General features: G+C 38.2%; 16 protein-coding genes. All 16 read right to left on the minus strand.

All coding sequences use genetic code 11. The features are described 5' to 3' along the window. Nucleotides 1-6 precede the first annotated feature (6 nt). Complete coding sequence (locus H6B30_RS01755; protein ID WP_239483437.1) at nt 7-1,149, minus strand: hypothetical protein; 1,143 nt, start codon at nt 1,147-1,149, stop codon at nt 7-9. Between the two features lie 166 nt (nt 1,150-1,315). Continuing rightward, entirely contained in the window at nt 1,316-2,548 is a 1,233-nt protein-coding gene (locus H6B30_RS01760; RefSeq protein ID WP_205107297.1) for a glycosyltransferase, read from the minus strand. Continuing rightward, entirely contained in the window at nt 2,545-3,684 is a 1,140-nt protein-coding gene (locus H6B30_RS01765) for a glycosyltransferase family 4 protein (protein ID WP_205107299.1), read from the minus strand. The genes H6B30_RS01760 and H6B30_RS01765 overlap by 4 nt, the downstream gene beginning before the upstream one ends. A gap of 97 nt (nt 3,685-3,781) precedes the next feature. Then, nucleotides 3,782-4,651, minus strand: a complete 870-nt coding sequence (locus H6B30_RS01770) for an alpha-1,2-fucosyltransferase (protein ID WP_205107301.1) — start codon at nt 4,649-4,651, stop codon at nt 3,782-3,784. 32 nt (nt 4,652-4,683) lie between these two features. After that, nucleotides 4,684-5,409: a glycosyltransferase family 32 protein gene (locus H6B30_RS01775; protein WP_205107302.1), complete on the minus strand. Its 726-nt coding sequence runs from the start codon at nt 5,407-5,409 to the stop codon at nt 4,684-4,686. A 1-nt stretch (nt 5,410) separates the two neighbouring features. After that, entirely contained in the window at nt 5,411-6,406 is a 996-nt protein-coding gene (locus H6B30_RS01780; RefSeq protein ID WP_205107304.1) for a glycosyltransferase family 2 protein, read from the minus strand. A 3-nt stretch (nt 6,407-6,409) separates the two neighbouring features. Beyond that, entirely contained in the window at nt 6,410-7,717 is a 1,308-nt protein-coding gene (locus H6B30_RS01785) for a hypothetical protein (protein ID WP_205107306.1), read from the minus strand. A gap of 6 nt (nt 7,718-7,723) precedes the next feature. After that, a complete protein-coding gene (locus H6B30_RS01790) occupies nt 7,724-8,704 on the minus strand; it encodes a glycosyltransferase family 2 protein (RefSeq protein WP_338088927.1) in 981 nt (326 codons plus the stop codon). Nucleotides 8,705-8,716: 12 nt separating this feature from the next. Next, complete coding sequence (locus tag H6B30_RS01795) at nt 8,717-9,796, minus strand: glycosyltransferase family 2 protein (RefSeq protein WP_205107309.1); 1,080 nt, start codon at nt 9,794-9,796, stop codon at nt 8,717-8,719. 14 nt (nt 9,797-9,810) lie between these two features. After that, on the minus strand, nt 9,811-10,848 hold the full coding sequence (locus H6B30_RS01800) for a hypothetical protein (protein WP_205107311.1): 1,038 nt from the start codon (nt 10,846-10,848) through the stop codon (nt 9,811-9,813). A 337-nt stretch (nt 10,849-11,185) separates the two neighbouring features. Then, nucleotides 11,186-11,929 (minus strand): glycosyltransferase family 32 protein, encoded by a 744-nt coding sequence (locus H6B30_RS01805; RefSeq protein WP_239483438.1) that lies wholly within the window; start codon nt 11,927-11,929, stop codon nt 11,186-11,188. Nucleotides 11,930-11,939: 10 nt separating this feature from the next. Further along, nucleotides 11,940-12,503 (minus strand): serine acetyltransferase, encoded by a 564-nt coding sequence (locus H6B30_RS01810; RefSeq protein WP_205107315.1) that lies wholly within the window; start codon nt 12,501-12,503, stop codon nt 11,940-11,942. An 8-nt stretch (nt 12,504-12,511) separates the two neighbouring features. Then, nucleotides 12,512-13,546 carry a glycosyltransferase gene (locus tag H6B30_RS01815; protein ID WP_205107317.1) on the minus strand — a complete coding sequence of 345 codons (1,035 nt, stop codon included), beginning with the start codon at nt 13,544-13,546 and terminating at the stop codon, nt 12,512-12,514. A gap of 53 nt (nt 13,547-13,599) precedes the next feature. Next, nucleotides 13,600-14,754, minus strand: a complete 1,155-nt coding sequence (locus tag H6B30_RS01820) for a Coenzyme F420 hydrogenase/dehydrogenase, beta subunit C-terminal domain (RefSeq protein WP_205107318.1) — start codon at nt 14,752-14,754, stop codon at nt 13,600-13,602. A gap of 11 nt (nt 14,755-14,765) precedes the next feature. Then, complete coding sequence (locus H6B30_RS01825; RefSeq protein WP_205107320.1) at nt 14,766-15,944, minus strand: polysaccharide pyruvyl transferase family protein; 1,179 nt, start codon at nt 15,942-15,944, stop codon at nt 14,766-14,768. Beyond that, nucleotides 15,901-17,430 (minus strand): MATE family efflux transporter, encoded by a 1,530-nt coding sequence (locus H6B30_RS01830; RefSeq protein WP_205107322.1) that lies wholly within the window; start codon nt 17,428-17,430, stop codon nt 15,901-15,903. Before H6B30_RS01830 ends, H6B30_RS01825 begins: the two co-directional genes overlap by 44 nt. Nucleotides 17,431-17,437 lie beyond the last annotated feature (7 nt).

Genomic DNA, 17,437 nt, shown 5'->3' on the forward strand with positions numbered 1-17,437 from the left:
TTATCATCAAGCATTTGCATTGGCAGCCACCCGTGATGCATGAAGGGCAACTGCCTCGGGATGATTGCGGCGGATATACCCGCCAACACTGTTGTAAACCAAGCCGAGACGCGAAGCAATGGAACGCAGGCTCTCGGCCGTGGTGGAATAAAGGCGCAAAGCCTCGGCATACTTTTCACGACTGGCCGAAGAGACCAACCGACCCTTGGCCGTGCGCATACGCCCATGGCGAGAAGCCAGCTCCGGCTCATGGGCCCGCAAATAGCAACGGAACACATCTGGATTCAGTCCAAAATCGGCTGCAACCTGAGCAACAGGCCTAGGCCTGCAACGCAAACTGTCAATAGCAGCTGCATACTTGGCCGCCGCACGCAACGAACAGGACGTCGCGACAGTGCTACGACCACCACCGTGCCACCTGCGCAGATAAAAGCGAAAGCCGCCGGCAGAAACGCCCGTACGGGCAACAACTTCGTTAATTGTCATATCTGTATCAAGGTAGAGTGCCAAGGCCCCGGCATACTTATGCACCGTGGACGGTGCCGGAGCATGCTTACGGCCATTGCCGGCATTCTCACCAAAACGTTTTTTATCATTTTCCTTGGCAATCTTACGGCTCTGCCGCTTACGGCAAAGCACGTCATTGCAGTAAAAGCGCAAATGCTGATTAAGTCCACCCAAAGACACACGACACTTGCTGGCAATCTCAGCCTGCGTCATGTCGGTTGTTCGGTAAAGCCTTACGGCCTCTGCATATTGATCAAGGCTTTCGGGCCTGACGCCCCGATGAACACCATTGCAAAAGCCGAAACTGCGACGCAACTGCTCTCGCCACGACAACACGTCGGGAAAGTGCACCCGCATGAAATTGGCCAAAGCAGTGGCATCAAGCGAGAACTTGCGCGCCACCTGTGACATGTTCAACTCTATGTAATCAAGTGAGCGACATGCTTCGACGGCTGAGCCATACTTTATCCTGGCTGACGCCGACATACCTCCCGCCTCTATTATTTTAAATGACAACAAATCTTTATCTTCAACGGTTATACCGTGACGGTGCAGCACTAACTCACGCCAATAACGACGAAGGTAATTTCCCAAAGCACCTGCGGTATGCCCACACTCGATTGCGATGTCCTTCACAGACATGTCTGTGTCGGCATACAATTTAACCGCCTTCTCATACTTGCAATGCAATGCATGGCGCCGGAGCAACAATGCACGTTGACGCCCCGAAACAAATGTTGCCCCCGTTGACATAGGATAACACGGAATAATGACATGCAAGATGGATAGAACGCAATCGAAATATGCCCTAACGACTCAAAAGCTCATCATAAAGCGAAAGATAGTCGGCATAGCGTTCTTCTTTCTTAAAATGGGCAAGAGCATAAACCCGGCACAAATGGCTGTAATACGACTTGCCTCGCATAATGGCCAGGCGCACAGCACCAAGCAAGGAACTCACATCTCCTTTTTCGACAACAAGCCCTGTTTCATCGGTGACAGCCTCAACGCTGCCACCTGTTCGATATGTAACAACGGGGGTGCCACATGATATGGCTTCCATATTTACCGTAGGATAATTGTCTTGCCATGTGGGATTGACAAACACATCGGCAGCAGAATATAACTGAGCCAACTGGCTGACATTTTCTGTGCGGGCAATACCGATGACATTGTCCGGAAGCAAGCGCTGTTCATCGGGCTTAATGCCAACAAGCACAACAACCTCGTCGTCATGCAACATACCAGCAAGGCTGACAAAATCGTCAAGCCCCTTCTCACGGCTCCAAATGCTGGCCACACCCAGTATTATATGTTTATCAGACAAGTTGTATCGAATCCTTACGTCGGAAGGGTCTGATATATCAAAGACATCTGTGTTTATGCCGTTGTGTATTACGCGGAAATCATAATCGCGGAAGAACGACTTGCGCATCTCATCCCTTATCCAGTCTGAAACCGGCACGATGGTCAACCTGTCGCGAGGAATCGAAGTGAAAGCTCTGCGCTTATCTTCATAATTACGCCTGGAACGGTCAACCCATAAACTCCGCGGAAACTCACCGCGCTGTGGGCAATGGCCGCATCCCGTCTGCCACTTGTCACATCCTATATATGAATAATAGTAACAATGGCCGGTATAAAGCCAACAGTCGTGGACTGTCCAGACGACAGGGACGGAACAACGCGACAAATACTTGAACAGCAAACGGTAATCAAGAAAATATCCGTGTATGTTGTGTATATGTATTATATCTGGCCTGATAGATTCCAAACGATGAATAAACTGCATCGTTGACAGCCGGGAAGCCATGCCATGGCGGTCGAACAGACGCGTGGCCAAGCCATGACCAAAGACACTCAGCTTGTTGCCGACAGGAATTAGCTCTGAATGACACGGCTTTATTCCATCACGCCCCCTGCTATAGGCTATGTAACTATGCCAACCGTTGCGAATGGCAAGTTCCCCAATCTCCTGCATGATCCTACCGGTAGACGTGGAAACACGCAACACGGGATTTATCTGAAGCAACTTTCTCATTTGACAGCTAAGGAAGTAAACAGCCGAACCCATTTGTCCATGACAGCCTTTTCCGAATAGGTATCAACAACCTGACGGGCCTTACCCGACATCCGACGACGCAATTCGTAATCGCCCATGAGCTTCATCATCGCCCCTGCCAAACCGGGAATGTCACCATTGGACACCAACAAACCATTCTCACCATCGGATATGATGTCACGCGGGCCGCATTTGAAATCGAATGCTACAACTGGAAGACCTATGGCCATAGACTCTATCATTACCATAGGGAAACCTTCATAATTAGAGCTCATTACCAACAATGAACTATTGACATATTCCTCTCCGATGGTCTTCACAGGAGAATTTAGGTGCACAGATACTGACAAGTTCTTAGCCTGAACCATCTCTTGCAGCATCTCTTTCCATTCACCCTGCCCAAAAATATCAAGACACCAATCGGAATACAGTCCACTCTTATTTATATATTCCCATGCTTGTATTAGGCGGTCAAACCCTTTTTGGTAGTCTAAACGCCCTACTGCGATAACCCGATGGTTAGTGACATCAGAAAAATGCCCCCCAATATTCATCGCTGCATTCGGTATTACCTCTATATTATGAAGATTTCCCCAATATTCCTTATCTTCATTTGTCAATACAACAAACTTATCAAACTTACGAACAATCCGCTCATCTTGATGCGTACGCCACTTATCTATCACCCCAAGCAGCCCCTTACGTCCATATTGCAAACGGAAGTATTTACAGAAATGCAATTCCAATACTTTTTTGCTACCATCCTTGATGTCTGGTATGAACGAAGATTCGGAAGGGTATAGTGAAACTACAATATCTGGTTTTTCTCTCTCAAGCAATGAAGTCAACAGGCGCTTGTGCCTGCGCCGTTTCTGAAGATACCCCAATATCTTACCTGTCACACTCTTCACATTGTCATCAGAATAATTTATTCCCAAGTCTGTGACACGAACACCTGCAGGCAACGGATAAAACGACGGGCGCCCCTTCTGGTCTGTAGTCACGATGGAAACATCCCAATGCAATTTCTCCACAAGGTATGTAACTTTGTTAACAAGAACCCGCTCCATCCCACCGGGATTACAAAGAGAATGGGTGCAGTAAATGAGTCTCATCGATAATAAAGCCAAATAAAAATCAGTTCACACCAGCTAAGGTCTTTCTGTCCGCACATTCAATAATCGATGCCTTATTGCAACATCTATTATTATATTATAGGGCAAGCCAACCCTCGCATACTACGCGACCAGACTTATACTCTTCACAACTGCCCGGCCTGAACCACTCTTCGGGTGCAATGACAATCTTATCATTAGAGCGATTCAGAAAGGCTCCCCACCAACTATAAGTACTATTACTTATGATATTATGCCGACAAAGGCTCATCAGCTGCATATCAAAATGACTGCCGTAACCAAATGACGGGTTATTGTCCACCAGTTTATAATCAAAGAATGAAAAGTTATGCCTGACCCACTCGGGATTGTCCGTAAACACATAAAACCGTGGAGACTTAAGCTTTGCGCACATCAAGTCAACCGCTTTGCGATAGTATTCTACAGGACAGGTATTAACATAATATGTTCTTGACATATAATCATTGCCCTTACGAACATGAATGGCAACAGACTGGCAAGAACCGATTTCTTCCATCAACGACAAATTATAATCATCCGTGAACGGAATAAACGTAAAAGCATCATAGACATCATTCTTTACACTGTCAACCATCTGTGCATTCTGAAATACACCGTTAACATACATCAAACGTTTGTCTCTATTGGGTAACAAGGCATCAAAAGCAGATGGCATATACATCATACAACAAGTTTTTGGCAAATAACGCCGCCTTATCCTTGAAAGCAGACTCGAACCGCCACCGCTTCTGAACACATCCCATGATGATGCCTGGCGGACAGGAGCATTGGGAAAGACCTTCTGCCATGACACATTTTCATGCTTTAGCCGTACCGCCGTATAGAAATCAACATAAACATCATACCCAAGTTTCTTTAGATATAGATAATAACTATACTGAAACATACGATTGGCTAAACCGCAAGCCATATTTACTATAATCATATTTTACAGCTGATACATAACTTAAATAAAGCTTATTTTCGTCCTTTTATCAACACCGACATTAAGTGCGCTGTCTTATAGCCGAACAATTTGCGAATCAGACGAAATGCTTTTTTATCAACGGGATACCATGAGGCTGCAAAATGATGAACACAATATGTATTTGAAGTTATTGGACACTTAAAGCCATTGGGATATTTGGGAGAGAAATATTCAGCTGGCAAGACACAGAACTTATCACTGTCAACCTCAAATTCTTTAGGGGTCCGAACTTTTTTATATTCATAATGTCTGTTGATCTCCTGTGACATAATCGCTGGCAATGTTTGCATATCCATATTACCATTTACAACAAAATGGCGATTCTCATAATATGATAACATTCTTTCCAAGAAATCCCATCCTTTTTCACAACCAATTATTGCAGGTTCTATATTTCCACCTTGCTCCTCACCAATGAAATATGGCAGATGTAGCAAATCATCAAAAGACCTCAACAATTCTACATCAGAATCTAAATAAATTCCTCCCTCCTTGTACAATGCATAGCAACGGATATAGTCGGCCGCAAAAGCATACTTCTTCATCTCGAATGCTTCTTTACACCATACCGAAGAATCTATATCAAACCGAGACAAATCCCATAACCGTATTTCATAATCAGGAAGCTTTTCTTTCCATGAATTAATACAATACCGAATCTTACTCGGATATTTGTCACCCGACAACCAACAGAAATGTATAACTTTAGGTATCATATCATCTTAATTTTGCACTAAAACACGAAAGCAAACAATACTTTAAAAATGTTGAATCCATAAGAAGGATAGACTTAAAAAGTTTTGCACTTCGTGAAATAGGATGATAATAGCATTCAACTTCCCGTGTAGAAATCTCCTTTAACAATTTAATCCTATCACGTTTCTCATTCTTATCATAAAACACGGCCTTTAACGCCCTAATCTTTATATAGAAGACAAAACTATATATTAGTTTTAATTTCATCTCATCAAGATGAAAGAGCTTAGAAATCAGCAGCAATTCTTTGCGCAATTTATTATAAGCCAGCAATAAATTCTGCCAAGGAACTCGTTTACTTGATAGAGATGTTCCGCAATTTAACCTATAATAGTAACCGGTGTCAGCTATAATAACAACAGACTTTATAAACTTAACATATTCAAAATAAAAACAATGGTCTTCATGCAATTCCAACCTCTCATCAAAAAGCAAATTATTCTTCCTTATTATTTCTGCACTATACAACTTTCCCCAAGGTGTTCCATAATACAAAATAACATTCAAGATCTCATAATCAGAAACATCATCCAAAATGATTTCATCATTATTAAATCTTATAGGCCAATATGCAATCGCTCCATTATTATATCTGTAAGCTTGCTGAATATACAACGTTTCTAAATGCGGTTCCAATAAGAAATAGTTTTCAAGGACCATCTTATCTAACCAATCATCACAATCCACAAAGAGAAGCCATTTACCAGCGGACTCTCTTATTCCCAAATTTCGGGCAGAACTCACCCCGCCATTCTTTTTATGATAGGTTCGTATGCGGTTATCTTGTTTAGCATAAGTTTCACACAAATCTCCTGAACGGTCAGTACTCCCGTCATCAACTAAGAGTAATTCAAAGTCTTTAAATGTTTGTTTTAAAATACTTTCAACACAAATTGGCAAATATTGCTCGCTATTATATACAGGAACAATGATTGTTACCATTGGATTAAATTCCATAATTCAACAAATCTTTACTTTTGAGACAATCTGCTCAATATCATCTGTATCTTCTTCCATACTTATACATAAGAATGGAGCGAAAGCCAAAAATATGTCGGTAGAAACCTTTACCCATATTATCAGATTTAGCAGCAACATTGCTACAAACATATATCTGTAGATAGTAGAACGTTTCATGCAGACCCTACACACATTAAACATGAAAGCCAAAAACGCCACCATCCCAATTATGCCAAAATAAAATAAAAAGCGAGAATAGCCTGCATCCGTTCCCATATAAAAGCCATAAAACAGATTGCCTATATAATAAGGATCCTCTGCCATTGCTCCCATATATCCATCCCCAACAATCCAAGTCCAAAGATTATCAGGAAAGATAAGCCCCTGCTTTAACATTTCATTAGACTGAACCTCCCAACGCCCTTTCTCCACTAGACTAAAGAAGCCCTCAAAGCCAAAACGGAAATAATTATTCCATTGACTATCAAAATTATATAAAAATACAGATACGACAACAGCAACTGCAATGGTTCCAAAAACCCAATAAGAAAGTCGGCGCTTATATTCTCCCGATATAATATTATTTTTTGTAAACAAAACAAACAGAATATACGCCAACGCCATTAGCATCCCTACTGAAGCCGTCCGCCCAATCATATTACCAATAATAGCTATAATACAGAAAGCAGACAATAAGAACACGACGTATAAAGTACTGTTCTTCCGTTTCATTACATTTGGCAACAAGAATGCAATCATAATAAGCAACACAGCAAAACGTCCACCGGCAACATCAAGAGCACAACCTATACCATATAGACGTCCTTCAAACTTTCCCATAAATCCGCGGCCAGCAAGAAAACTATCTACAAAACTTTTCAGCGGTGGAAATCTGTCCATTGACATTGCCAAAATACATTGCAATGCCCCTACAGCTATCATATAGAAACAGACAAGCTCTACATTAACTTTTCCATGGACAGCCTTGATTAGATTTACAACAAAGTAAGCCGCTCCAACCCATACCCACATTGTCACGATATATGAAAGATACGCTCCATCATTGGTATCATTAAGAGTCATTGCCAACAGACTTGCAAGTGAGACTCCCACAGCATAAAGTGAAAGCATAAAAAAATCCTTACTAACATAGCCATGTCCATCTCGACCTAATTTCACCAAGAGCACTACTAATCCTAAAGCCGCCATCATCATCTTAGTATTGACGGTAGGAAGGAATGTAAAATAAAATGGGAAGTAAAAGAAGCTTGTAGCTATCAAAACTATCGGAACAAGAAACGCTTTCATCAACTTTTATCTATAAATTAAGCCGTAGACGACCTTACATACAATCCAATTATGCAAACGCACCATAAGCCACCAATGCTTATATGCACACCATTGAACCAGTCGGCGCCTGTTTGATATATAATGATTCCGCATGATATAAATATTGGCCTCAGGATATGTCTCCACCCAAAGCTTATACATATACTTATCATTGCTCATTAGAAAAGGAAACTTAGCCTCTAACTTCATACAAGCGATTTCCAGATCTAAATCATTGCCAAAATGTTCCTGCAGAAACGTCTCTACTATGTGTATATTATGCTTCACTGAGTCCAAATGATGCAAGGAAAAATTCTGTGAGTAAGCCTCTGAATTCAACTTCACATAATGATAAAATGCCATAGGAACATATACAACATTTGCCGCTACGGCAAACAGAAGTATCATTGTCATATCCTCGCCCATTGCATATCCTTCGGGAAAGCAAATATGATTATCTGTATAAAGTCCACGTCTAACTAATTTATTCCAGACATTGAATTTCATCACACCACCCAACATGGCTTTCAAGGCTTCCGTCGATGTTGTATAAGATGGCTGTTTCATATAGCGTTCAGTGTGTTCAAAAGATAAGAACCAGTCACACCAAACAATATCTGCTTTTTCTTTCTGCGCCGTATCGTAGAGAGTTTCCAACATATCCGAATCAACGAAGTCATCGCTGTCGCAATGAAAGATATAATCACCGGTTGCTAATGCCAACCCTGTGTTACGGGCAGAGGGCAAGCCCTTGTTCTTCTCATGAGAAACAATCTTTATGCTGTCAACTCGATTAGGATATTTACGAATACATTTATTCAGCAACTCAATACTACGGTCTGGAGAAGCATCGTCAACAAAGATGAACTCTACATCCTTAAGAGTTTGCGACATTAATGAATCGACACATTTAGTGATAAACCTCTCCACCTTATATATTGGAACTATTACAGAAACCTTTACCACAATTCAGATAATTTAAAATGACACCGGAACATACATGGGGTCTTGCTCCCTTGCCTTAAGTTTAGACGCAAGCATTTTCAAATAAATTCGACAGATAATCCGCATCAGCATACTATTGATGTTCTTGTGTCGCCTCCAATAATTAATATATTCAAATCCATGAAACGAACTAACATCTTTACTACCTATCAAGTTATATACATAAGGACTTCGTTCCTTCAGTAAACAATCAATGTCAGCAAGCATCTTCTTGATGTCATGATTGTAATTTGCCAACGAGGAAACATACCCCTCTTTAATGAATGGTATAATCCTGGCATCAAGATACTTCTGTAAAGCCGTTCCACGTACATTATCATAGTGGCGCTGGTATTCTGCAGACATATCCAAAGCACATTTTAGAGTGTGAGTAACATTACGCATCTTAACTTCTGGATTCATCGTCTGTCCGGCCCTCCCAACAAGATATTTATATATAACCCCATCGAAATGCGCAACGGTTTTGACCGCTACCATAGGAATGAATATCCATTGCTGATCCGTATATGAAATACCTTCTGTCTGCCTATACCCCAGTTGCAACAGATTATCACGTTTATATGTGACAGCGTGCATCTGCATATTCACAAAAGAATGAGAACCACACACCTTGCACATATCGAATATAGTTCCAGCCCCAAGGCCGTATTTTATAACTTTCCTCACATTACGGTCAACGCCGACCACAGCAAAATCAGAGAGAACCAAATCGGCATCTGTAGTGCAAAGGAAATCTATAAAGTGCTCAAAATTTTCCGTATCAATGCTGTCATCGGCATCGAGAATCTTTATATACTTGCCCTTGGTTTCGGTCAGTCCACGGTTGACGCACGATCCGTAGTTGCCGTTCTCCTTGTCAATTACTCGGAATATGCCTGGAGACTTCTGCTCATATTCATGGGCAATGGCTGAAGAGGAATCTGTACTTCCATCATTTATGACAAGCACTTCCAAAACATCACTACCACGGCCGACACACAGAGAGTCAAGACAATACCTCAAGTACCGCTCCATATTGTAGGTAGGTATGACAACCGTTAGAATCTTGTCCATATAATATTACCAACTTATTCTACAATAAAACCACCTTGACGTTTCAAGTCGTATCTTATAAGCAGCAACTCACGCACAGCCTCCGGCAGATATTCCTTTATCCGGCAGCGCCATGTGATTTTTGCCGGTACAGAACGATAAGGCGACTTACGCTGCGTCAACTCCGCCTCGTTGCGTCTTACATAAGTCATAGCATCCTGCACAGCATCATAATATCCTCGCATTTTGTCAGAGTTTGAGAAATTCTTACAACACACCTCGCCATAACGTTCAAGTATATGCCACTTGTCAAGTTGCTCACGCTGTGTGAAAAACGCGAAGTGTGCCACGATGGCATCTCCATTCCAAGCATTAGACATACCATGCTTCGTTGGATATATGCACGACATAAACTCTTCATCGTCACCGGGCACCACGCCGTCGAATTTTCTCATCTCATCACCAAACCACAATATTGCGTTTATCGAGAAACGGGTCATGCCCATCTCTTTCTTCCCAATGTGCAGCGTGTTCCACTTGCCTGTATTAAGATATCTTTCGATAAACCACTGGTGAAGTTCTTTTGCAAAATAACCACTTTTCCACAGAACCGGGTGTGAAGATGAAGCTTGGTAATATTTGTCAAGCCGTATCTTATTCTCAACCTGCAGCAAATAAGTTGACAGCGAATTATTTATCACCAATGGCGACACTACGAAATACTGTGGATTGTCAACCCTGAAACTTACCATCTTCTCTATCAAGCCTGGCTCCATCCAAACAATATCATCGTCAAGTTTGAAATAGATTGTTTCCGGTTCTACGCAACTCTTGTAAAAAGCATTAATACTCGCATTGCCATTAACAACCCCGTCAGGCTGCCAAACGAGATTTACCACAGGAAACTTAGCCGCCACCTGATTGAAAAACTCAATATCCGCCACATCATGCGTGTTTATCCAAATGTCATATCTGTCAACAATTTCTGAAGACACGATATAAGGTATCAGATATTGCATGTAACGCCGACGACCGGCAGCTGTATTTACAACAACTTTATAATTGTCATACATATAATAAAGGAGAAATAAGATGATAAATTACTTGATGATATTTTTAATACGTCACATAAATTGCCCAATTAAATAATTCGGTTCACTCGTAGACTATACATTTGCTTGTAACGTTCATACTCACCAAAATGCAGCATAATTTTTTCTTAGTTAAACAAAACCCTTCCTTTAATTCGAATAAGAATAATCATAACCAACAATATGCATCTTTTTCGATTACTATTCAATATTCATTTATACTTTATCATCGTTCTTTAAAGGTAAAGTTTTAAATCTTTTAATAGTCTTATCAGCATATTGCACAAATGAGAATAGAGGTGCATAACCCAAAGGTGTTCTAACCTAGGAATAATCGTTTCACATTATGAATAAAAAGAACCGTTCTACCTCCAAAATGTTTATCAACAAATTCCATAAAACGCTCTTTAGGGTTTTTCCAACTTGCGGCAAAATAATGAATTGTCCTTGTATTGTCTGTTATAATAATTTTATCCAATTCACAATCATACGGATTAAAATAATCCTTTGGATATATATACATATTTCCCTTTTCTATATATTGAATTTCATCTTTCTTTTTCAATCCATTTGCAATAAGATATTCTGATGTATATTGCACTATAGTTTTTAAATTATGCTTTCCATCTGTCAGAATAAAATTTAAACTTGCATACTTAGATAATAAATCAGACAAAATAGGATTTCCAATTTCACAACCCAAACCAAAACCAGGATTAACATATAAAGGTATATCTTCCCGCACTATAGTTTCACATCCCATAAAAGGGCCTCTTGAAATTATATCATTCAGAGACCTTATTATTTCTACATCTGTGTCAAAATATAATCCTCCATAATGATACAAAATCCAAAACCGAGCATAGTCACTCACAAACGCGTATCTTTTTGCCTTGTAAGCCTCTCTTGTATAAGGAATAATGTTGACATCAAAATTACTCTCATTCCATTCCTTTATCTCATAATCAGGAAGAAATCTTTTCCATGAATCTATACATTTTATGGCTGAATGAGGAAGTGGTTTCATACCAAACCAACAATAATGAATAATTTTAGGAATCATAATCATTCTATTATTTTTGCCATCTCCTATTTATATATCTTCCAGGAGATTTATAAGATATTATTTTGGCCGGCACTCCTGCTACAGTAGCGTCATCAGGAACATCTTTTACAACAACAGCACCAGCTCCAATTGTTACATTATCTCCAATTATTACATTTTCAACTAAACAAACAGATGGGCCAATATAAACATTATCACCAATAACGGCCGCTTTTCCTTCATTTGCACCTATCGTCGTAAATTGACTTAAATTACAATTATTGCCAATTTTTGCAGTTGGATTCACGACTATCCCAATCCCATGTCCTATATACAAACCATAACCGATAGATGTTTCTATTGGTATCTGTAGTCCATATTGTCGCGATAATTTATACAATATATTTCTAGCTATTTTAGCAATGATACCTTTTTCATTTGCTGCTATTCTCAACCAAAAAGTATACGCAAAACAATGATTAAATAATGTAGCACGAAACATTCTAAACAACGATACATTTCTCCCTGTATAGCGCCAATAATCACTAGCTATTAATTTGTACGTATCTTCGCGCAAAATGAAATCAACCATATAAACTTTTATCGTAACAAATACAAATGGTTTATAATTTTATTTATTCCTATTTTATGCACAAAAACAAACAGTGTCCTCTGAAATAATGTATGAGATTTCTTGTCTATTTTATGATGTACTTCTCGATATGTCATCAATGGAAAGTTTTCAACTGGCACAAACAAACCGGGAAACTCATCTTTCACTTTTTTCACTTTTTTCCAACAGCATTCTCTATTAGCATGTAAATGAAACCAAATAGGCCCAGCAAACATGACTTTATAAGGATTATAGAAATATTCAGTAACAGTTTGTGAAGAAAAGTTCACCTGCCTAAAGAAACGTGTCTTCTCAGAAATTCTGAAAATAAGAGTATCTCCTTCACCATTATAAGGAGGATGAATATTAACCCCATCAAATGGAATATACCACTTATCATCTTTAAAAACATTAAACCCAGATAAAGCGATAGCCGAAGTTCCTTTTTTTAATCTCCATTTTGCATAATCTATATAATGGGGCGTTAAAAGATAGAAAAGCTTATCAGGAAGCATCCACAAACATGGTTTCTTTAATAATGCAGAAAGCCTCCTGTATACTGAAAAATACATCATAAATAACCACCCCAATATAAATGAGAAATGCCATACTATCTGAGTTTCTGAACTACAAACGTTTCTCCATTCTTTTAATTCATCCACAAAATATAATTGATCTACATCTATTTTAACTGCATACTTATAATTTGCTTTAGACAATGCAAAATTACATTGGGTAGAATGTAAACGTGGAGAATCTTCTGGAAGATTGATAGCAACGTCAAAATCCTCTTTAGAAAGATTATGTGACAAAATATTATAGTCATATGCAAACGCTTTTATCTTATTAGGATATTGTTTACACATTTGTTCAACAATCGCTGGAGTATGATCGGTACAATCATTGTATACAATAATTAATTCATCTAAAGCATCAATACAAGAAGTTATACATCCCTCTATAAATGATGCTTCATTTTTAATACGCATAAGTCCAGATAACCCATCCTTTAATTCTTTCATATAATAAAAAAAATATTATCATACAATAAACATTGAAAAATATAATACCTTTATTATTTCAATGATTTTTTAATCTTGTCTTTCACAAAATCTCTTATCAAACAAACTTTTACAGAAAATCTTAAACCACACTTCGGATATAGCATACGAAACAAATGATATCTTTTATGACAATACGTAGGGGCTTGTAATCTTCCATTACCCATGATAGCCTCTTTTACCAACCTTCTTTCAAAGTTAATTTTGGGTTTAATTTCATTGAAAAATAATTGTGCCTTTTCAGTATTTAACAAGACCAAAGACACACCATTATTAATCTCTAAAATGGTATCATCACCAATTCCCCAAAAATCGGCAAAAGTAAAGTCACCTACACGCGAAGGACAAGCATAAGAACATACATAACAACTTCTCCTTAGAAACAATCCTTTAAGAAACCCCCAAACATAAGGATCATATGAATGTTCATCATCAACATTCTTTGACAAAGAGGAATCCTTTAAACTAAAATAGAACCCATAGTCAATTTTAAGAGATTTTGTATCTGTATTATCATTTATTATTCTAAAACGTATATTATTAAGCTCTACTCTGTTATTATGTTTATTTTGATAATATTGAATATTATCATTCAGCAATCTTTGTGAAGGCACTCCATGGCACACAATATCAGCCGTTATCAAAGTATGATAATCTTTTTTTAAGAAGCCCTTTAACCCTGCAATTTGACAAGGAGTACCTATAAACAATACTAATATATTCTGCTTTAAATCTTCTTTTACCTTCCTATAAATTAAGCCAATTTCACTTTGAACATATTTTGAGCCTTTCAACAAAGGCAAATCACGAATGTCAGCAATCCGTATATGGCTTATATGTAACATATTTCTTCCAGAGCATCCATATACGATACCTCCCTTCTCCAAAACAAATGTTGATAATGCTGTCGCTGCTCCACCAGAGGCACAAGTTAATATATCTTTTCCTCTAATTGTAACAGCATAACAAAATTTTGGAGGTCTTTTTTCTTGCTGGTGATTAACGGGGCAGACCTGTTCACACAATTTGCAATTTACACACAAATCAGCTACAACATACGGATATCTAAATCCACACACATCTGAAAAGATATGTATTGCATTATGTGTACAACAATTTAAACAAGCCATACATCCTGTACACAACTCTATTGGACAAACAGTTTGCATCCTATTTTATTTCAATATTTCAATGAATATTTCAAATAGTCCATTGAGCGCATTCGTTCAACTTGGATCACCTGCTTAACTTTATCATAATTTATAGGAGGAATATTTATTATTTCCCTTAAATCTATATTATCGACAAAATAATCAGACAAACCTAAAATACGAAAAAAATCTTCTATACGAGAATTTTGATTATTCCTTTCGCCATCTTTAAAACGCTTAAATGTCCAAAAACGTTTTTCAAAAATAACAGCAAATATACTTCCATGGTAAGAATCCGTAAAAAAATAGCTTGCATTTTTTACTTCTTGCAGAAATTCAATGGGTCCAGAAAATAAAGATATATCAGCATGCTCAATAAAACGCTTATCTGTAATAAAAATTTTAACTGGCATTTGAATCATCTGTGCAAATTTAGTCACTAAATCCATGTATAATTCATTATATGTCAGAAAATAGCATAACACATAGGGCCTTATATCTTTCATTGATGCTTCTGCCAAAGTAAGCCATTCACAAGAAGGAAGTAATAAGGTAGGATCAACAGCGAGTCTTATTGGCTTATCAAGAAAAGCAGTTAATAATTTTTGACCAGTTATTTCTCTAATAGACAGATATTTAAATTGTTCCAGTAAAGGCTTAACTTGCATCACATATTCTTGGGAGCAATATTTTTGTCCAATACTTGGCGCATATGCGATTTTTTTCTTACTCGTAAATCCCCCAAAATAGAACTCTTCTATTTTTCTAAAGTTAGGCGTCCATATTTGATCACTACCACATATATAAATATCATATTTATTGTCCAAATCTGAATAATTTAACCAGCTATCATCTATATACAAATATTGCCTAACAAATTTGTCATAACTAGCTTTCTCTCTTTTTCGCCCTTTAACCATCTGACGATTGCCGCCAAAAAAATGATAAACCTTTGCTATAAAGTTCCTAAATGAATTTGCCTCACATTGAGAATCGACAATACGTCTGTCTGATATAATATGGTTTTCATATCCCAAATAAAGAATTACCTTTTGCAGAGCATAAGCTTGAAGATAAGTTCCGAAATTATGATAAGTAATCCATGTGATAGTTGCTGTTCTTTTCTCTATATTGCTATGCATTCCAATACAATTGAGGTTTGCTTTATCTAAAATTGAATATTCTTGCTTTAATAAATGCTCTCTCATTCTTGGAGCAACCTATCATGTAAACAGAAATCATGCTACTTACTATACATACCGCACTCGTCAATAAAAAATGTTTCCATCCCGTACACACAAGGAATGTCATCATCACGAAAGATACGATTGCAGACAAAAGAGCGACTTTTATTACATTCAGACACACATTCTTAAAAAATTCATGTATAGACAATTTCACCATTTTACGTAAAAAGAACAAGCGTAACAATAAACAACATATTGATACAAAAATACTTATCATCCAAACGGACTCAGGAGGAAGACCTGCCTTTAAACATACGTATGATAATGGAAAGTTCATCATTAGCATACCTCCCACAGCCAATTGATAATTGCGTATTTTCCCAGTCGAATTCTGAAGTGTTATCAATGTATTTGACAATATATCACATAATGACAAAATCAATACCAACCGTACAAAATTAACTGTGTGTTCTGGATATTGTTTTAACCACAAAGTCAAGATAAACTCCGTTTCAAACAATATCGGCAAGGCCAAGATAAACATTATATAAAATGAGAAACGTGAACCTCTTTCCACCAACGAAAACATGTAATCCCGATCTCCCGCCGCATAAGACTTTGTTATCTGTGGATTGACAGCAGCCATAAAATTACCAGCGAAACCATTAACTGCTGTATTGACTGATAAAGCGATACCACGAGCGGCATTCACCACCGGGCCCAAAAATATGTTTAGTAAAATGTTGACTCCTTGATCTTTTAGTAATCCAGCTGTGCAACCAATGAAATTCCATCCTGCAAAAGCACTCATTTCCTTCCAACATTCTTTATTGAAATATAATCTAAATCTACACTCATCAAAATTCTTACGGCAATACCATAAATAAATGCACTGTAACAACAAACTTACCCCCAATAGCAATAGGGAGTAAGTAATTAATTTATCAAATTCAAATGGAACATATGCTATAAACAACACAATAAGCAATCTAAAAATCACATCCAACATACCGATATATGCGAATGCACTCATATGCTCATGCGACGCAATTGACGCATTATATGGCACACAAGTCAATCCAAACATAAAGGATATTACTGACGCCTGAAAAACCCAATTAGCAGCATATAACCGATTTGATGGAATTGTCATATAAGAATTTAGGAACCACACCCCTAAAGACTCTGCCAATATGAAAACTATTAATGCCAGAGTTATGTGTACAAGCATCGAAGTTGAAAATGTCTCTTTTAGTCTCAATTTATCACCACGGCCTAATTCAAAAGTAAGAAAACGGCTGACAGAAGAAGATAAAGAGTTCGAAATCAGTGAAAACATGGCCACGAAACCACCAACGACATTATATATACCATAGTCTTCTACGCCTAATGCATTTAATATAACCCGTGAAGTATATAATGATACCAACATGCTGAACAGCATTCGAGCATACAACATCAAGGTGTTTTTAGCTATGCGCTTGGTATTTTCAGAGCGAGATGTCATCTTCTAA

Origin of the sequence: Marseilla massiliensis, from assembly GCF_016899955.1 — a bacterium.
Classification (GTDB): Bacteria; Bacteroidota; Bacteroidia; order Bacteroidales; family Bacteroidaceae; genus Prevotella; species Prevotella intestinigallinarum.